Origin of the sequence: Rothia sp. HMSC069C01, assembly GCF_001814655.1 — a bacterium.
Lineage (GTDB): Bacteria > Actinomycetota > Actinomycetes > Actinomycetales > Micrococcaceae > Rothia > Rothia dentocariosa.
The window spans coordinates 262,842-281,799 of sequence record NZ_KV817379.1 but is presented as its reverse complement, the minus strand read 5'-3'; the positions used below and the strand labels follow the sequence as shown (position 1 = coordinate 281,799).

Annotated in this window: 17 protein-coding genes; 14 read left to right on the top strand and 3 right to left on the bottom strand. The window is 55.1% G+C overall.

From position 1 onward, the window contains the following. Nucleotides 1–682: 682 nt before the first annotated feature. Nucleotides 683–1,357, bottom strand: coding sequence for a DapH/DapD/GlmU-related protein (locus HMPREF2981_RS01825; RefSeq protein ID WP_070660301.1), 675 nt, complete (start codon nt 1,355–1,357; stop codon nt 683–685). Continuing rightward, complete coding sequence (locus tag HMPREF2981_RS10845) at nt 1,354–1,506, bottom strand: hypothetical protein (RefSeq protein WP_004005629.1); 153 nt, start codon at nt 1,504–1,506, stop codon at nt 1,354–1,356. Before HMPREF2981_RS10845 ends, HMPREF2981_RS01825 begins: the two co-directional genes overlap by 4 nt. 224 nt (nt 1,507–1,730) lie before the next feature. Here HMPREF2981_RS10845 and HMPREF2981_RS01820 point away from each other — a divergent pair, with 224 nt between their 5' ends. Together HMPREF2981_RS01820 and HMPREF2981_RS01815 are read left to right on the top strand one after the other, a co-directional pair. Then, nucleotides 1,731–2,519, top strand: coding sequence for a hypothetical protein (locus HMPREF2981_RS01820; protein ID WP_070660298.1), 789 nt, complete (start codon nt 1,731–1,733; stop codon nt 2,517–2,519). A 24-nt stretch (nt 2,520–2,543) separates the two neighbouring features. After that, entirely contained in the window at nt 2,544–3,668 is a 1,125-nt protein-coding gene (locus tag HMPREF2981_RS01815) for a helix-turn-helix domain-containing protein (protein WP_070660294.1), read from the top strand. Nucleotides 3,669–4,012: 344 nt separating this feature from the next. Here the strand turns inward: HMPREF2981_RS01815 and HMPREF2981_RS01810 are convergent, their stop codons facing one another. Then, the gene (locus HMPREF2981_RS01810; RefSeq protein ID WP_070660291.1) at nt 4,013–4,552 is read right to left on the bottom strand and encodes a potassium channel protein; all 540 of its coding nucleotides are present in this window, start codon (nt 4,550–4,552) and stop codon (nt 4,013–4,015) included. 750 nt (nt 4,553–5,302) lie between these two features. Between HMPREF2981_RS01810 and HMPREF2981_RS01805 the strand changes: the two genes are divergently transcribed. The 12 genes from HMPREF2981_RS01805 (at nt 5,303) to HMPREF2981_RS01750 (ending at nt 18,856) form a co-directional block, all read left to right on the top strand. Then, nucleotides 5,303–6,562 (top strand): MFS transporter, encoded by a 1,260-nt coding sequence (locus tag HMPREF2981_RS01805; RefSeq protein ID WP_070660288.1) that lies wholly within the window; start codon nt 5,303–5,305, stop codon nt 6,560–6,562. A 458-nt stretch (nt 6,563–7,020) separates the two neighbouring features. Continuing rightward, nucleotides 7,021–8,817, top strand: a complete 1,797-nt coding sequence (locus HMPREF2981_RS01800; protein ID WP_083313832.1) for a long-chain-fatty-acid--CoA ligase — start codon at nt 7,021–7,023, stop codon at nt 8,815–8,817. Between the two features lie 146 nt (nt 8,818–8,963). Further along, the gene (locus tag HMPREF2981_RS01795; protein WP_070660285.1) at nt 8,964–9,431 is read left to right on the top strand and encodes a lysozyme; all 468 of its coding nucleotides are present in this window, start codon (nt 8,964–8,966) and stop codon (nt 9,429–9,431) included. A 636-nt stretch (nt 9,432–10,067) separates the two neighbouring features. Continuing rightward, the gene (locus HMPREF2981_RS01790) at nt 10,068–11,483 is read left to right on the top strand and encodes an MFS transporter (protein WP_070660282.1); all 1,416 of its coding nucleotides are present in this window, start codon (nt 10,068–10,070) and stop codon (nt 11,481–11,483) included. A 540-nt stretch (nt 11,484–12,023) separates the two neighbouring features. Beyond that, nucleotides 12,024–12,998: an AfsA-related hotdog domain-containing protein gene (locus tag HMPREF2981_RS01785; protein ID WP_070660279.1), complete on the top strand. Its 975-nt coding sequence runs from the start codon at nt 12,024–12,026 to the stop codon at nt 12,996–12,998. 15 nt (nt 12,999–13,013) lie between these two features. Further along, complete coding sequence (locus HMPREF2981_RS01780; RefSeq protein WP_246825197.1) at nt 13,014–13,667, top strand: HAD family hydrolase; 654 nt, start codon at nt 13,014–13,016, stop codon at nt 13,665–13,667. A 39-nt stretch (nt 13,668–13,706) separates the two neighbouring features. Further along, the gene (locus HMPREF2981_RS01775; protein WP_070448817.1) at nt 13,707–14,207 is read left to right on the top strand and encodes an ester cyclase; all 501 of its coding nucleotides are present in this window, start codon (nt 13,707–13,709) and stop codon (nt 14,205–14,207) included. Between the two features lie 124 nt (nt 14,208–14,331). Next, nucleotides 14,332–15,096: an SDR family oxidoreductase gene (locus HMPREF2981_RS01770; protein WP_048754943.1), complete on the top strand. Its 765-nt coding sequence runs from the start codon at nt 14,332–14,334 to the stop codon at nt 15,094–15,096. 114 nt (nt 15,097–15,210) lie between these two features. Continuing rightward, nucleotides 15,211–15,468 (top strand): acyl carrier protein, encoded by a 258-nt coding sequence (locus HMPREF2981_RS01765; RefSeq protein WP_004005620.1) that lies wholly within the window; start codon nt 15,211–15,213, stop codon nt 15,466–15,468. Then, complete coding sequence (locus HMPREF2981_RS01760) at nt 15,465–16,706, top strand: beta-ketoacyl-[acyl-carrier-protein] synthase family protein (protein WP_070660274.1); 1,242 nt, start codon at nt 15,465–15,467, stop codon at nt 16,704–16,706. The genes HMPREF2981_RS01765 and HMPREF2981_RS01760 overlap by 4 nt, the downstream gene beginning before the upstream one ends. Continuing rightward, on the top strand, nt 16,703–17,884 hold the full coding sequence (locus HMPREF2981_RS01755) for an AfsA-related hotdog domain-containing protein (RefSeq protein WP_070660271.1): 1,182 nt from the start codon (nt 16,703–16,705) through the stop codon (nt 17,882–17,884). Before HMPREF2981_RS01760 ends, HMPREF2981_RS01755 begins: the two co-directional genes overlap by 4 nt. An 18-nt stretch (nt 17,885–17,902) precedes the next feature. Next, the gene (locus HMPREF2981_RS01750) at nt 17,903–18,856 is read left to right on the top strand and encodes a 3-oxoacyl-ACP synthase III family protein (protein WP_070660268.1); all 954 of its coding nucleotides are present in this window, start codon (nt 17,903–17,905) and stop codon (nt 18,854–18,856) included. Nucleotides 18,857–18,958: the final 102 nt, after the last annotated feature.

Genomic DNA, 18,958 nt, shown 5'->3' with positions numbered 1-18,958 from the left:
GCCGTGAGAATGGGGGCGTGCTCGTCGGTATCTTCACCGTCTTCTATGAGGTAACCCTGCGTGGGGGAAGGCGCAGACACAGCCACAATGGTATTACTGTCGCCGCCTTCTCTGGGCGTCGTGGGATGCTCGGGGAGCGGGGGAAGCGCCTCCGTACTGTAGGTAACCATGCTGCTGGGCACGGCGGGACGCAACTGATCCACGGAGTCACTGCTGGCAGACTCGTCGGAATCTTCTAACCAGCCGAAGGAAGAATCGCCATTGCGCGAACGATCCTTGGCGGCACCCGCATCAGTCTTCACCTGCGCATTGGCGGATGAAGAGCTTTCCTCAAGATATTTCTGCTGGTCGGCGGCAGAGAGAGGACGGGTTTTCTCTTCGGCTATATCATCGACCGGTACATCCTTGGTGGAGAGCACGACGGTCGGGTCGTCGCTCTCAAAAGCGGCGTCCCATGCGTCATGAGAGCTCTCCCGAAGCTCACTCTGGTTCGTTTTATCCTTCGCGTGAGCGGTATTTTCTTCAGCAGGGGTATTGCGATGGGGACCTGAGGTATTCTTTGGGGTAGATGTCATGGTCTCCTCCATATCGGTGGTTGGCATCTGAGAATTTTTATCTATATATGCTCATAAAAACCGTGGCGCTTGTGGCGCTCGGTTTAAGGGTCGGAAGTTGAGCGATATTAAAAGTTATCAGCTTCAAGGCGCGCATAAAATTCCTGCGCTTGCGTCATTTCCTGTTCACTGTATTGGTGCGGATGTGCCGGTCGCTGCTGCGGGTCAATCGTGCGGATAGTGCGCGCCGGATTACCGGCGACGATCGTGTTCGCAGGAACGTCTTTCGTGACCACAGACCCCGCCCCGATCACCGCGTTTTCGCCGATCGTGATACCTCCAAGAATAATGGCTCCGCCGCCTATCCACACGTTATTGCCTACCGTGATCGGCAGGGCGCCCTCCCAAAAATTGATGCGATCCTGAACATTAATCGGGTGGGTGGGAGTGAGGAACTGGCAGCCGGGGCCGACGAACACATAGTCGCCGATGGTAATGGGGGCTACGTCTAGGAACGTGGTGTTGAAATTGAAGAAACAATACTTGCCAATATGGGTATTGACTCCAAAATCGAAGGCAACCGGCGGGCGCATCTGGGTATGCTCACCCAGGCTGCCCAGGTGGTCGCGGAGCACATGCATGCCGTGGGCGTGCTCGCCGCGTGCGTAGTACTGCTCGAAAAGCTTGACCGCTTGGTAGATGGAATCGCCGACCTGCTTATTCTCCTCGGTAGAGCGGTAGGCTTTGCCCGCCGTCATGCGTTCAAAAGCCTCGCTGAGGTTCTGGCGGTTGGGCTTGCTCATGAGTGAGTCCCTCCCATCCAGAAGTACATGATGAGGATAATCGCTAAGCCGATGAGAATCACGATGCCGCCCAGAATGGCGAAGCGTTTCGAGATTTCTCGGAGCAGCTTTTTAAACTGCTCATCGGTAATGTCATGCCTGTTGCTCATACACCTAGTATCTCAGAAAGGCCCCATCGGATGCAGGCTTACTCATGGTTCTCGCAAGAAGGGCGTTATTCCGGGTTAGATACTACTTCCGGACTTCTATCTATAGGATATGGGAATTGCAATAAGGATTCAGTACGAACAAACCTGTATGTAAATTATTTGCTACAATTTGTGTATTATGTAAATTTTTGCGCATAAAAATAATGAAAGGGTAAATCATATCTATGAAAGACTTCGATTTTTCGAATCAACGTGCCACTATTGAGAAGCTTCAAGAACTTGGAGTTCTAGGTCGCCTTGAAGCTATGTTTCGTATCCTGAGGGTAGCTGCCGATCGTAACGAGTTCATCCCCTACACTAGGAACACGACTAAAGGCTCTTTTCACTATGACCTTGTTCGTTCCGTCATGTCGCGTGTGACGCTCACCGGAGAATACCAGCTTGACGACGGTGTAGAGCCTCATACGGAGATAGATACACTCATGGAGGGTCTTCCGCCTGAAGCTCGTAATTTTCTCCCACTTGAACCGACTCACGGCATCTACACGTGGAATACGTTTAAAAATGTTCCATATTGGGAAGTAGACGATTTCTGCTCTCTCATCGTTCAGAGTGCGAACCGATTTGAAGATGGTGTTCAAGGTGTCCGCTGGGAGCGAAGCACCAAGCAGACCATAGTCGCAGAGACGCAACATTATGTAGGGGACGATGCCCTATTCTCCCCTGAAGACTTTGACCTGGATGGTTTCGAAGCCTCTGTACCTATGCACCTGCCAGCGCTCGTGGTCGCATATAATATCTCTCCAGAGGGAGAGTTGCTAGAGGGTGTGATTGGGGTACCTACTCCGGCTCACAACACGTCTGATACTCCGTGGCTTTGGACACACAATATCCTGGCTCACCCCGATCGCAAAGTGCAGGTTACACCTACGGCTACTCAAGCCAGCCCCGTGCCTCAAGAGCAGATTCCAGATATCGAGCTTCAACTCAAGCGCGAGGCTACTCATGAGTAACACAATAACTACGCAGAAAGAACTATGTCTTCCTTCAACGTCATCTTTGACAAGAACCGGTTGGTCCTAGCACGTCAGCTTGCAGGAATCCGGAAGAACGAACTCGCAGCAAAGGCGGGCGTGAGCGCTTCTGCTATCACCACCTGGGAATCCGGTGCTCGGAAACCCACGACGGAGAATATTGAAGCGCTCGCAGATGCTTTTTCGCTTCCGCCTTCTTTTTTTGAGGTGAACGCAGAGTATCAGCACACAAAATCTCAAGACGTTGAAACTATCAATGGTCTTGTTGCCAGCAGCGCACCGCATTTTCGGTCGCTTCGGGCAACTACGCAGCTTCAGCGCGACCAGGCAGAAGCCTATACGCACCTTGTGCATGATGTGGCAGGGGCGCTTTCATGGCATATAGATTTCCCCGAACGACAGATACCGGATTTGCCTGCTGATCCTGAGGTGAAGAACAGCCCTATCCCTGAGCTTGCCGCGCAGCATGTTCGTGCCGATTGGGGTCTTGGAACCGGTCCGATTCGCCATGTTATCCGTGAGCTTGAGAAACACGGTGCGGCGGTTGTATTCGCCCCTCAGCAGAGCGACGCCATTGATGCTTATTCTGTGGATACCGGCTTCCTGCCTATCGTTGTACTTCATCCCTTGAAGAACGACTATTACCGTCAGCGCTTTGATGCCGCGCACGAGTTGGGCCATCTGATTATGCATGCAGATGCGGAGCCCGGCAATAAAACTATTGAGGCGCAGGCGCACGAGTTTGCGGCTGAGTTCCTGATGCCCGCTGATTCTATTCGGGAGGAGCTGCCTACTCGGATGACTGGTGCCGGTTGGATGAAGCTCAAGGAACTGAAAGAATATTGGGGCGTTAGCATGCAGGCCTTGCTCTACCGTGCCAAGTCGTTGGGGCGCCTGTCTGATACGTCGTACCGTAACGCAATGATCACGGTATCTAAGAATAAGTGGAGGGTGAAAGAACCTGGTGCTATTTCAACGCTGGAACAGCCTTCACTCTTTCCGCGGGCCCTTGAAATGGTTACTGAGAACGGAATTATCCCTGAGCTTTTGCGCGAGAGTTCACAGGTGCCGCCGGAGTATTTCGAGGTGATTACGTCCCGAGTGCCTTATACGCAGAGGATTCTATAGCCACATAAAACGAAAAGGGCTGGGTGCACACTGTCAGATGTGCATCCAGTCCTTTTGCTGTCTAGTAAGTCCTTATGTCGTGTGCGAGATGCCGCAAGCGGGAGCGTTTTCTTCAGTCGGGAGCATTTAAAATGCTCCCGACTGAAGAAAACGCTCCCGGATTGTGTAGGTAACTGGGGTGAGAGGTGGCGTGGAATTCAGAACGTTAGTCGAAGAGGGCATATCTTGAAAACAGGGATTATCGTTCAGGTAAATAAATACCTTAAGAACTTTTTGGATACTTTCAAGCAACCTTGGGGGTTACCTCCTAAATAGCGGCTTTACCGCAGGGAACTGGCTAGGCGCTAGGGCTGAACTGTGCTCTGGCGACGGCGAGAAAACACACGCATGAGCACGATGATAAAGACAATGCAGAGCGTAAAGTCGATGAGGGTAACAGCCTGTCCGAGCCAGTAAGCAATTATATATACAGCGTTTGCCCCTTCGAGATAATGACCGATAGCGTCCGACCGATACAGAAGCCTCAAGAAGATAAGCATGAAGAGGTCAAGCCCATGATGCAGCGCACCCACGATATTGGCTCCGAGGATAAACCCTAAATGCCGTGACCGCAGATAAAATATTGTCGCGGTGATCTGCAGAGCCCAGTAGAGCACAGTAACGAGGATAGGTGAGGATGTATACACCGGGAAATAATTGAGAGAACTCGGATAAAAGATAGCAAGAAAAGTCTGAGCGATGAGCGCAAGCGTTATACCTGCCAATCCCAAACGCATACCGTAGAGCTTTCGGAGAGGAAGAGCCGGGCGTGCGGTGCCCGCTGCCGAGATCTGCGAGCTCGAGTTCTGGTGTGTGGGATTATCGCCGAAAGACTTCTCACTCATATTTTTCACCGTAACATTGCGATGTGTGCTGATGCATGTGGTGTGCGTCGTTGTATATCGAGATGTTGTAAGCGGGAATACGTCTCTCTGGCTCGTTGCCCCCGCCAGCTTTGGAAAATTATTTCTTTCCTTGCATGCTCAGAGTAGTGTCCCTCAGCGGCTAGACAGTAATGCTCTCAGTTCAACGATCTCACCTAAGTCCTGAGGAAACTAGCATGCGGACTTTAATCTACGGCATAGATATTGGCAGATGCCTTGCTGCTATCTGATGGAGTTAATCAGCTTAATTGAGATCTGGTTATATCAATTACAGAGGTACATCCAACAACACGTGCGTCAAGTGATCTGTAGAGGCCAGGCTCTGCTCGCACTCCGGGAGTCTATCCAGGTTGTGTCTCATGGTGGTAGCTGTAGCCTTTGGATTCACGCTTTGTATCGTCTCGGTCTATCGTCTCTACTCAATTATCCGTAAGCATACGCTGATTCTAATAAATTTGAACCAATCCACTATGCTTGGTTCGCTGCTAAATCTACTGAGGAATGTATATTGTGGGCATGATGATCAATCGTCTAACCTCTGTACCTTCCTGGGTATTGGGATGCCATAACGTACCTTTATTTTAATAGAATCTCGAAGTAATTTTGGTTTTTCATACATAAGTATGTATAGTGTTTCAAAACACATAGTAACATAAGGTACTAACTCTGGAAACACCCTGTCTGCCGAGTTTGAAAGGATAATTGCTTTCGATGAATAAAAAAATTAATTATATAATTCTTGTATTAATATTTGTGGCTTCTGGGATTCTGGGGGTCGTTTCTGAGTCTACGTATGATATTGCCTTTGGAAATACAGCTTTAGGAATATCTGATAAAATATTTTGGGTCGGGGTTATATATTTTGTAGGTTATATTACCGAGGCTTTCGCTGCTGCGACAATGGGAGTTCACATAGATAGATGGGGAGCTCTGCGGTCGGTATTTGTTTTTTCAGTTATTGCTTGTTTAGTTCTTATCCTGTCCGGTTCTTTGAATGTATACGCCGGTATAAATAGTATAATTTTTGTTGTACTTGTAGCCGGTATAATGGATTTTTTAAACCAATTAGTCAATATAGCTCAAACAGCTGCTATTCCTCAAGCTTTTGGAGATGATAAGAATAGGCTTCTTACATTTTCAGGGCTTGACTCTTCTGTACGCGCTATAACGGGTCTTGTTGCACCAGTAATTGCTGGGTTTATTGTTTCAGGATTTGCTGAATTATCATCACTTTTTATAGTTGGATTATTTTATGGAACTAGCGCCATTCTTTTAATCATGTTTCTAAAATCGATTAGAAGTTCTAATTTTTCAAACTCTATTGCAGATAGTGATGAAGATGCTTCTAAGAGCTTTTACAAAGGAATGAGTTCTGGTCGTATAATACAAATAACATTTTTAGAGATATGGCAAAGTGTATCATGGCGAAAATTTTTGATAGTCGATATTCTGGCAACTGCCGGACTTTCTACTGTGTTGCTTTTACTATTTTCGCTATTAAAAATGGAGTACAGGTGGGAGCCCGAGCAGATTGGTTTTGCACTTGCCTTTATGGCCTTAGGTTCACTAACTGCTTCGATGCTAATTGCACGTAATAATATCGATAATCTAAAATATTTATTTGGGTTTGGGGCGCTTACTACTGGAGTAGGATCACTATTATTGAGCATTTCAGGGGGATATTTTTTGATTGTATATCCTGGTGCCTTGATAATAGGATTTGGTAGTGTTTTGCAAATGAAGGCTATGACTTTAATTGTACAGGTTCATGCTCCACAAGCGAGAATTGGTGCATGGTTTTCTGTAATTGATGGCATTGAACGTGTCATTAATGCCCTAGCAATTATTGGGTCTGCAATATTAATGGATTTAGTTGGAGGATTTGTTGTTTTTTCTGTACTCTCCTTTTTGCTTATAGGTTGTGGATTGTGGTGGAGTTTTTACTCTTCTAATATTATTCTTAAGAAATAGATGTAGTTATTTATTTGGGTTGTCTCGAAGGTAGAGAAGCAATGCACGTGCCACAAAGTCAGCCTATAGTATGACCTGATTGGTACGCGGTATCTGTGTGAAAATACCCTTTAACAGCTGATCTAGGCACTCACTCTCTCAATTCCATATGGTGTTGATCTGATGGTTCAGTGCCTTCTCCTCATTAGTGAGGTTTCTATTGAATGGCTTCTGCATCGGTCTGATGAGTTTTAGTACTTTTATGGTCTTTGTGAGCAAAATAATCCTTGGTTTTGGAACATCATACGAAATTGCCTCGATTTTGAGTAATATGCGACTTATGGCCGAGCGGGAGTCCCTAATGTGTTGGTAGGGGATTCTATGGCGTGGCGGATTTGGGAGGGAAGAGTGACCGCTCGTGACGTTGCACAGCGCGTCGCGGGTTGAGCGAAACAGGTCTCAACAGGCACAATCGAAGCATGACTGACCCGCAATATCACGACTCGCATCCGCACGATGCCCAAGCCTCCGCGCAGGAATCTCAAAGACCCGCACCCGCTCAAGCCACGCCTGATACCGTCTCCGGGCAGAACCCGCTGGCGCATCGCCCCTGGCTCAAAAATTATTCACCCGGCGTCGCCGTAGACGTTCACCTGTCCGAAACCTCGCTGAGCCACCTGATTGACGATGCTGTCCGAGAGGTTCCCCACAAGGTCGCCCTCGAATTCTTTGGGGCCACTACTACCTACTCCGAACTCGGCAGTCAGATCGACCGCGCCGCCGAAGGGCTGCGCCTGGCCGGGGTGCAGGCGGGGGATCGGGTCGCCCTGATTCTGCCCAACTGCCCGCAGCATATTATTGCCTTCTACGCGATTCTGCGTCTGGGCGCAATCGTCGTGGAACACAATCCCCTTTACACCGGTGCCGAGCTGCGGCATATGTTTGAGGACCACGGCGCGAAGGCTGCTATCGTGTGGGATAAAATTTCCGGGCGTATTACGGGCCTACCCACAGACATCAGACCGGTGCATATTTACGCCGTGAACCTTATTAAAGCGATGCCCGCTCTCACTCGTGCGGCGCTCAAACTGCCGGTCAAAAAGGCGCGCGAATCCCGCGAAAAACTTGAAGGAACCGCCCCCGGAACCACAAGCTGGGCGCAGCTACTCAAGAGCCCGCCGATCGACCCCGACTTTAAACGGCCCACCGCTCACGACGTAGCGCTTCTGCAGTACACCTCCGGCACCACCGGACTGCCCAAGGGCGTGATGCTCACCCACCGCAACCTCGAATCGAACGGGCGCATGGGCGAAGCCTGGATTCAGCCCGGCGACGACGAATGCATCTACTCGGTGCTGCCGCTCTTCCACGCCTACGGCATGACCCTGGGTGTAACGATTGCGGCACTGTGCCGCGCCCGGCTGGTGCTCTTCCCAACCGTCGATATGGGCCTGATTACTAAGGCAATGAAGAAGACCCGCCCCACGATTCTGCCCGCAGTACCGCCGGTCTACCGCCGCCTGATGGATGTCGCCAAAGAGCAGGGCATATCGCTGCAAGGCGTTCGCTATGCGGTTTCGGGAGCCATGAACCTGCCGCCCGAGCTGGTGGCTGAGTGGGAGGAGGCATCCGGCGGGTACATGGTTGAGGGGTACGGGCTGACCGAGTGCGCGCCGCTCGTCTCATGCAATCCGCTCAACGATACGCGCCGCGCCGGGTCAATCGGCATTCCCTTCCCCTCGACCGATATTCGCGTGGTAGACCCCGAAACTCTTCAGGATGTGCCGCTCGGCGAAGAGGGCGAGCTGTGGGTTCACGGTCCGCAGCGTTTCGCCGGGTACTGGAAACGCGAAGAAGACACGCAGAAAACCATTACGGCTGACGGCTGGCTGCGCACCGGCGATATTGTGCGTTTGGATGAAGACTACTTCATTCAGATCGTGGATCGCATTAAGGAAGTCATCATTACCGGCGGGTTCAACGTCTCACCCACCGAAGTGGAAACCGCCCTGAAACAGCACGATTCCGTGGCGGATGCGGCGGTCGTGGGCATCCCGCAGGCCAGCGGGGGAGAGCTGGTGGTCGCCGCCGTGATTCCCGCCGAGGGGCACGCGGTTGATGAACATGCGCTGCGCGAGCACTGCTATGCGCGCGTGACCCGCTATAAGGTGCCGCGCAAGATCGTGGCGGTGGACGATCTGCCCCGGTCGATGCTCGGCAAGATTCTGCGCCGCAAGGTACGTGAACAGTTAATCACCAGCGGGGAGCTTGATTAAAAACACACTCTGGCACAACTGCGAGTTCGAGCGTCAAGGCAGAAGACTGTCTGTTATACCTCTTGTATGACTCTGAATCCTTAGTTACGGTGGGGACCGGAACCTCTTAATGAAATCGTAATTATTCTTCAGAGGAGTTGATACCGATGCATCAGATATCACCTGAAGGAATTGCCTTCTTGAAAGAGAAAGAAGGGTTCAGGAGTGACGCCTACTACGATGTGGCGGGCGTTCTCACGATCGGTTACGGGCATTCGATCTATGCGCCCAGTATTGAGGAGTACCCCATCCATGAGGGGCAGCATATCACCGAAGAAGAAGGGGAGAAGATCCTTCGCGCAGATTTGAAGCCTACCGAAGCTGCTGTGAATTCTGCCGTTACTCGTGAAATTACTCAGAAGCAATACGACGCGCTCGTGTCATTCACCTTCAACCTGGGCGCGGGTACCTTTAAGTCGAGTGATGTTCTCGAATTCACGAACCAGGGAAATTATCAGGCCGCCGCGGATGCTCTGCTGCAATACTCGCACGCTGGTGGAGAATTCATCCCGGGGCTGTATAAGCGTAGGGAGGAGGAAAGGGCTATGTATCTTTCTTCGCTTCCCCAAGCATAAGATTCAGTGCGGTACGACGTCGGGGGTTAGCTACCATGACGGGTTCTTCAGGAAAAGCTCTAAAGCTTTCGAACCGGTGGAGACCCTGACTGGCTACTCAGAATAGGTAGTGCGTGATCTGGTCTAGCGGATACGCTCTACAAGACTACGAGGTTCCCGAAACACTCACTATGGATCCATAGATTCGAGCGAGGGAGGAACAGACTTCGGTTTGTTTCTCCCTCGTTTCGCGGTGCGTAGCAGACGGACACACCGAAAATTTTGGGGCGTAACGCATCACACACAAGGGGTTTCTCAAGATTCACTAGCTTTCGCTCGAAACGACGGTCATGCCGTGATGACCGGGACGGGATTATGCTATACGCTCAACACAGCACGAGAGGTTTATGCGATAATTGCCGGGGAATTTTGATGAAAGTATTTACAAGGAAAATATGAAAACTAAACCTTCACTCTCTCAATTCTTTTAATAATTTACAACGACACTAAATTTATTTCTTGGGCGGCAATAAATATGTGTGAATAATTGACGTGTAAATAGAGAAAATAAACGATTGACAGACCTAATTTGAACTGTATACTTGAGACATCACTGTTACATATAGCTATGTCTTCCAACCACTTCAAGGACCAAAAATGAGCGTGACTACACCCCACCCCAAGCGCTGGGCAATCCTCGGGTTTATGTGCCTAGCGCTGGTCGTGACCGGGCTGGATTCGCTCATTGTCGCGGTTGCTATACCGTCTATGGAGACTGGACTACAGGCAACGGGCGAACAATTGCAATGGGTTGTTGCAGCCTATTCACTTGCATTTGCCGCACCGCTACTTTTCTTCGGGGGATTAGCCGACAGAATCGGACATAAACTAAGTTTTCTAGCCGGTATGTTTATTTTGCTGCTTGGTTCAATACTGGCGGCTTTCTCTATTAATGCAGAAGTACTTATTTTTTCACGAGTAATTATGGGTCTCGGATCAGCATTTATTATGCCTTCGACCCTAGCACTTATTCGTGATATTTTTCCAGACCATGAACGTGCTAAAGCTCTCGGAATTTGGGTAGGAATGTCCTCGCTGGGTATTCCGCTCGGTCCCATCGTGGGCGGACTGCTGCTCAAAAGTTTTTCGTGGGGATCAATTTTCCTGATCAACGTGCCTATTATTGCCGTGGCATTCCTGGCATGCCTGATGCTTGCCCCGGAATCCTCAAAAAAGCACTCTTCCCGCCTGGACTTCTTCGGGCTGATCCTCTCGATTTTCGGGCCCGCCCTGCTAGTGTACGGCATTATCGCCGCTCCGGAAGCAGGTTGGACCTCAAGCTTGACGCTGACCCTGCTGATTGCCGGTGTGGTGCTGAGCCTGATCTTCATCGTATGGGAGCGCCGCAGCGCATCGCCCATGCTCAGCCATGAGGTCTTCCGTAACCGCCGGTTCGGCGGACCGCTGCTGACGATCTCTTCGGTATTTTTCGGGGTCTTCGGCGGACTGTTCATTATGACTCAGCATTTGCAGTTCGTCCTAGGGCTTGACCCTTTTACGTCCGGTCTGCATATGCTCGCCATGTGTTCGGCAGTTCTCGTGGCACCGATCTCGCCCAAACTCGTCGAAAAGTTTGGACTGGGTCCCGTCTCGGCCACCGGCCCTCTCATGGTCGCCCTCGGCATGGTGCTTCTGGCTATCAGCCCCTCGCCCAAGAGCGGGCAGGTTGTGGTAGCACTCTTCACATTCGGTCTGGGTGTGGGTTTTGGCGCCCCGGCCTCCGTGAACTCGATCATTGAATCGACCCCCAAGAAACAAACCGGTGCGGGCTCGGCGGTTGCCGACGTTGCTATGCAGCTCGGCGGCGCCCTGGGTATCGCGCTGATGGGAAGTATCGGAATCGCCACCGCAATGGCACAATCGCCCCGAGGCGTAGCCGCTGCGTGCTGGGTAGGTGCGGCAGTCGGTCTTTTGGGTGCTGCTGCCGTCTTCACCGTGCTTCCCAAAACTGGAGCACCCGCCGTCGAACGAGCGGTCGCGCCAGAACCAGAACCCGCAGCTAAGCTGCCTTAGGCCAGCTGCACATATTTTTCAACCAACCACAGACAACCATCAGAACCTAACTCAAACTTCCGAAACGTTCTGATGGTATCTCCTACCCACACGGTAGGGATGAAAAAGGAATGAGCGCTATGAACACCGACGAAATCAGCAGAATTCATAACAGACGCCAGATAACGCACGATGCGGTGCGCTGCCTGAGCACTCGAAGCCTTCCGACACTCAGATCCTCGCTGACCCAACCTCACGGGCAGCGGTGCACCCCCAGGTATACGCCGGGATAGACAAACGCTGCGCTTTCGGTCTTTCGCAGCCCGCATCCATCGTGAATCCGCAGGAATATCAAGGGAGCATCACACCTTCGCACCACAGTGACCGTGCTTATATCTTTTTGATATTGAGAATCTTCATCATATTACCCGTATCCAGCGGCAGGGCATAACAACACCGATAACGCACACCCAAGGAGCTTACTCACCCGCACGCAGTAAGCCCCACGGGACCCCATAACCACGTGCAACATACACCAACCACAGCCAAAGGAGGAGGGCAATGACCCTCGTATACGAGTCGGCACCAGAGCTCGACGAAACTATCACGATAGACCCGGATATAGAAAATCTGCACTATGACCGTACCGTCGATCGTCATAAGGTACACCGTGCAGCGGTTTCCGAAGTTTTCCTCACGGACATTCGCCGGCAGAGCGCGCAGCATGTGCTCGTGGCGGCGCAGCTGCCCTCATCGCACAGCTTCTTTCACGACAGCATCTACAACGATGCCGAAGGAACCCCCGATGCGCTCCTGCTGCTCGAAATTGCGCGGCAGGCGACAATTGCCAGCGCCCACGAAGTCGGTGTAGATGCCGGAAACACTCTGATCTCCAACGAGTTTGGGCTCACGATTTATCCGCACGAAATCGCCGCGCTAAACCCCGAAGACACCAACCTGCTGATTCGCAACTACTTCGACTGGACCTCCATTCGGCGTGGCGCCCCGCGCTCCGGTCGGTGCTACCAGCAGCTCATCATGGGCAGCCGGGTGATCGCCGAGCACTTCAGCGGCGGGCGCATTCTCACCAAAAACCAATTGCAGGCGCTGCGCAGCGAATACCGCGGCACCCCGCCGCCCACGACCGCGAACCTGCATGATCTGACCTTCACAGACGTGCAGGATCCCATCGCCCCCGAGCGTGTGGGCAGGCGCAACCCCCTCAACGTGGTGATCTCGCAGCTGAACACTGCCGAAGCCTCGACAGCGCAGGTGACCCCGAACGTGGCGAATAAGGCGCTTTTCGACCACGCCTACGACCACATCACCATGCAGATTCTGACCGAGGCGGCACGGCAGCTCTACCTGGCAACCCGCCCGGATAGCGAGCACGCCCCCGAAATTTCCTCAATACGCGGGAACTTCCTGGCGTTCGCGGAACTCGATTCGCCCGTGCAGATCCGTGCAACGGCACCCGGGGAATTCGTGGTTGAACAAGATAACCGGCAGATCGCGGATTTCGCGCTCAAAAGCTAGATGACAAGGACCTTTATGTCGCCCGAATACAACACCACGAAATATGTGTGGACGGACTTCGGCGGAGTACTCACCCCGCCGGTCAGCCACACGATGCGCGTCTTCTGCCAGAAATACGGGCTCACCGAGTCCCAACTGCGCGCGGGATTTGAGGCGGTCGCCCGCAACCACAACCTCACCGACCCGTTGGAACTCGTCGATACGCCCCTGATGAGCGAAAAAGAGTGGCTGAGCGAAATTTCCGAACAGGTAGGCGGGGCATTCCAGCTCGACACCCTCGCCGACGACTGGTTCCGCGACCGCGAGCCCAACGCATCCTGGGTAGCGTACCTGCACGAGATCAAGGCGCACGGCGTGAAGGTAGGGCTGATCTCAAATATGGTGCCTACCTGGGATAACCACTGGCGCGCCATGCTCAACGAACCCGACCTTTTCGACGATATTGTGCTGTCCTTCGAGGTCGGATACCGCAAACCGCAGCGCGGTATCTACGACTACGCCGCAGAACTTGCCGGGTTGAACCCGGCGCAGTGCATCCTCATTGACGACCTTGCGCGTAACTGCGAAGGCGCCCGTGCAGCCGGGTGGGATGCCATCGAATTCACCACAACCGAAGAGTGCGTGAAACAGCTGCACCCCCTGCTCTCACCGGCAGAGGAAACAGTTTAAACCCCGTGACCGGAAGGTCACCCAACGAAAGGAAAACCCATGGGCAAGTGGGGAAATATTATCGAAGACATGATGGCGCAGATGCCCGAAGACCTGCGCACCGTCGCCCTCGGCGTGGCTGAGATTTTCACGAACATGGATATCGAAACCGCCCGCAAGTACATTCACCCCGACTTCGTCGATCATGAGGCGAGCGAAGGTGTTGGCGGCGGCCCCGAAGGGTACCTGGCAACCGCGAAATACATGAACCAGGCGTTCTCCGATGCCTCGTGGAAGCCCCAGAAGATCGTGGCAAGCGCGGACGGTCAGCACTACACCATGGTGATCAAGTTCAGCGGCGTTCATACCGGCGAGTTCATGGGTATTCCCGCCACCGGTAAGCCCTTCGAGATTCACCACCTGCACCTTTTCCGTGTTGAAGACGGCAAGGCAATCGAGCACTGGGGCGGGCGCGATGAGCTCGGCCTGCTGCGCCAGATCGGTGTTCTCAACTCCGAGCACCCCACTCCCGCAGACGCCGGGCAGGCCGCCTTCGCCTAAAACGCGGGCGAAACACGCATTCACGCATCCTACGTAACGCTATTGAGCACCGCGCGGCGAACTACCACGGCACGCGATACGCCGTGAACCCGCCGCAGCATAAGAACCAAACCTAAGGAGTCAGATGACACACCAGAAGCGCCCAGGATGCGCCCTCGTCACCGGAGCGTCGGGAGATATTGGCGCACAAATCGCGCTCAGACTGGCGCAGGACGGATGGAATATAGCCGTCGGCTACGCCACCGGAATCGAGCGCGCCGAAGAGGTTGCCGGGCGCATCCGCGAGTGCGGCGTGTCAGCGATGCCCATCAAAATTGACGTCACCAGCACCACCTCAGTTGATGACGCCTTTGATGCACTCGAAGACTCGTTAGGGCAGGTCACCGTGCTAGTCAATAACGCCGGAATTCGTTCCGACGGGCTGGTTGCAGGGCTCAGCGACGACGAATGGGATGCGGCGATTTCGACAAACTTAAGCTCGGTTTTTCGTACCTCTCGGCGGGCGTTGGGGCCGATGATTCGCGCACGTTTTGGGCGAATCATCAATATTTCCTCGATTCTCGCCGGGAGGACAATCGCCGGAACCGGCAGCTATTCCGCCGCGAAAAGCGGAATTTTGGGAATAACCCGCGCGATGGCTATCGAGGTGGCGCGACGCGGGGTGACCGTGAACGCGGTATGCCCCGGACTCGTTGAAACCTCCATGACCGAAGAGGTTGAAACCTTCACCCAGTCGGTGCAGCGCGCCGTGCCGATGGCTCGCCCCGCGCAGGCACGCGATATTGCCGAGTGCGTGGCGTTCCTCGCCAGCGACCGCGCCGACTACATTACCGGGCAGAGCATTGCGGTAGATGGTGGGCTGAGTGCTCAGGCGTTTTCGCTGAACTAGGTTCGCGCTCGCCCCGAGCAAGCTCGCCGTTTGCCGGATAAGTTCACGGGTACCCGCCGTGAACAAAAGATAACCAACCACAGAAAACACCAGATAATCCATGAGGAGAGAACCATGACTGAGACCCCCGTTAACACCGCATCCCTGGAAGAATTCGTGACCCAGCAGGTGATCGACATGGGCGTGCCCGCCAGCACCGTCAAGCTCGACGCCAAAATCGATTCGATGGGACTCGACTCCCTGGATGTTGTTGAGCTCACCCAGGCGGTCAAGAAGCAGCTGATGATTCCCGTCAAGCCCAAGGATTTTGAAAACGCCGCCACCCTGCAGGATGCCGTAGATATTATTCGTGAAAAGGCACAGGAGAAGTGAGTACGAGAGTAGTCATCACGGGAATCGGTGCCGTCACCCCTCTGGGTGTTGGCGCCGAGACGCTGCATGAGCGTGCCGTGGCGGGCCTGAGCGGGCTGAACGACGAAAACGAGAACGGGCTGGGCGGCAAAGTTGGGCGATGCCTCGACTTTGACGTGAAGAACCCGCTCAGTCGCCGCGAGATGCGCCGCATGGACCGGTACACCCAGCTTGCCGTGGCGGCGGCCGATGAGGCTATCGCGCAGGCGGGCTGGGGCGGCGGACTGCCGTGCGATGCGCGGCGCATCACCTGCTATATCGGCACCGCTATCGGCGGGCTGGACACCCTCGAAACGCAGCATTTAGTGATGCACACCGAGGGCGCCGAGGAAGTTTCGCCGCTGACCGTGCCCATGATGATGGCGAACGCCGCGCCCGCGCATATTTCCATGCGCCACGGGCTGCACGGCGAAACAACCGCAATCGTCACGGCGTGCTCCTCGGGGGCGCAGGCGATCATCGCCGGTGTGCGCAGTATTCTGCTGGGCGAGGCGGATGCAGCCGTCGTAGGCGGCGCAGAGGCGGGAACCACCCGGTTCACCCGCGCTATCTTCAACGCCGCCGGGGCGATCTCGCCCGACGGGAATTCGACCCCCTTCGATGAGGAGCGCAACGGCTTCAACCTGGGGGAGGGGGCAGGTATTCTTGTGCTCGAATCAGCCGAGAACGCCCGCGCCCGGGGCGCCGAGGTACTGGGCGAAATCGCAGGGTACGGGCTCTCCTCAGACGCTCACCACATTACGGCGCCGAACCCGGACGGCAAGTATGCGGCCTATGCCCTCAACCGTGCGCTTGAAACCGCGGGGGCAACCCCCGAGCAGGTGTCGTATGTGAACGCCCACGGCACCGGAACCGAGCTGAACGATACGACCGAAGTGAACGTGCTGCGGCAGGTGTTTGGCACGGCTCTTGAGGACATCCCGGTTTCCTCCACGAAATCGGCGATTGGGCACCTCTTCGGGGCTGCGGGCGCCGTCGAAACCATCGCCATGCTTCAGGCTCTCCGGCACGGGCAGGCACCGCCCACCCTGGGGCTGAAAAACCTGGATAAGCGGTTGGGGCGGGTGCGCATCAGCGGCGAACCACAGGATTTAGCACCCGGCACGTTCAGCGCGGCCGACGGCACACCCAAAAGGCTGGGACTCTCAAACTCCCTGGGCTTCGGCGGGCACAACGTGACCCTGGCGATACGCGCATGAGTACCCGGCAGTCTCCCGAGGATGCGCCACTGGCGGCGGGACGTGCATCCGCAGACCCGCGATACGCGGCGTTTCTCGAATGCGCCTACCACCCTGCCTCCAGCACGGCAGCCGATGCGGATCTCACGCAAGCGGGAAACCCCGCCGCCGAAGACCCGGAGAATGGCGGGGAATACCGCGTGTTCCTGCGGTACGATACGCGCATCGCCCCCGATGTGAGTGGGCCACTCAAGCTGAGCGTGACCGACGTGGAATACCTGCAAGACCTGCACCGCCAGGGGATCGAGGCGCTCGGGCGCGAGGCGCTCGGCGTGAAATCCGCCGACCATTTCGTGCTTCGCGGCGCAGGGCTGAGGTTCACCCCGCATGTTCTGGGCGGCGACGTTCGCGGCCCCGACACAACCGGCGTAGACGAGCCGATCGAGCTGAGCCTGCACGTTCCCGTGAGTACCATCCGCCGCAGGCGCGGGCAGCCGTGCTATGCGATCAGCGGGGCGATCACTCTCTGGGTGGGCGATACCTGCCTGGCCGAAAGCGACGGCGCGGCGCTCTTCCTCACCGCCGATACCTTCGAGGAACTGCGCGGTGAACTCGGGAACACCGCAGAAATCCAGGATGCGGCTTCCGCCGGTGGCGCATCCGCCGAACCCCCGAAGGCCGTGCGCGTGTGGGGAACGCCGTACGGGCACGTGCAGGCTGCCCCCGCGCACCTGTGCGGGGTGAGCGACGCATCCCAGGTTCTGATCGGAGACGTGCGCCATGACGATACGGCTCACGGTACCGAAACCGCCCAAGAACAGGCGGAAGAGCCGCGAAAGAAAACCTCGGAACTGTCCCCTCAGAACCCGCAGGGAACCCCCGCGCTAGCCCAATGCCGCATCGTGCCCACAGCCCCGCCACGGCATTTCGACCGCCCGCTGGATCACTATCCGGGGCTCATGATGGCAAGCGCAGCCCGACAGTTCGCGGTGGCGGCGCTCGCGCATCGTACCGGGGCAGACCCCGCGAGCCTGTGCGTGGCGGAAGAATCCCACGAATTTTTCGAGTTCGTGGAGCTCACCGAGATTCCAACCCTCAACCTGCTGCGGTGCGAGAAACACCGCGACATCTATCAGACAGAGATCACCGTGAATCAGGGCGGTGCCGTTAAGGCACGCAGCCGATTCACCTTTATGTAGAAATTCAAGAAAGGCACCATGAGTGTGACAATTTCGGGCGTTGGCGCCGCCGTGCCCAATGACCCCATTCCAAACAGCGAATTCGCCGCGCTCGGCGTGGACGACGAATGGATTGCCAGTCGCACCGGAGTGCGCCAGCGCCACCACCTGCGCCAGGAGCAGACTCTCGCCGAGCTGGCGCTTGAAGCGAGCGAGAAGGCACTTGTGGATGCCGGTATAAGCGCCGAAGAAATCGACTTTGTGCTTGCCGCAACCACAACCGCCGACCAGGTTTCGCCGGGGCTCGCACCCGTCGTCGCCGCAGGTTTAGGCGCCCCACAGGTGGGCGCGGTCGATTTGAACGCCGCATGTTCTGGGTTCCTGTACGCCCTCGACTATGCCGCCTCAAAAATCGAGCAGGGCAGTATCGACCGGGCGCTCGTCATTGGTGCCGATGCAATGTCACGCCTGACCAACCCCGAGGATGCGGGCACGGCGGTACTCTTCGCCGACGGTGCCGGTGCCGCCATTGTGCAGGCGGCCCCCGAGGTGAGCGAGGACGAATACCCCTATATGTGTTCGTTCGGTTCCGACGGCAGCCAGGCGCAGGCACTGTATATTTCTGACTCCACGCAGCAGGTGGTGATGGACGGCGCCGAGGTCTATATGGCGGCGGTGGATGCGATGTCCGAGGAAATCACCTACGTGCTCGACTCGTGCGGTATCGACCCGGAGAGGATCGACCAGCTGGTCTGCCACCAGGCCAACGGAAGGATTATGGCGGCGGTTGCACGGCGGCTGCGCTGGGATTCCTCCAAAGTGCTCTCATATATCGACCGGTACGGGAACACCTCTGCCGCCTCCATCCCGATTACCCTAGCCGTCGGGCAGCAGGAGGGGCACGTGAAACCGGGAGACTTGCTGGCGCTGACCGCCTTCGGGGCGGGATTCACCTGGGGCGCGGGCGTGATCGGGTTCAAAACCACCGCCTGAGCGCTGGCGGTCAGGGCGCATCCCGGTTGCGCGCAGCTAGAATCCGTCACCGTATTTCACTCTTATGCCACCCACACCCCTCATAAAAAGAGCTTTTATGAG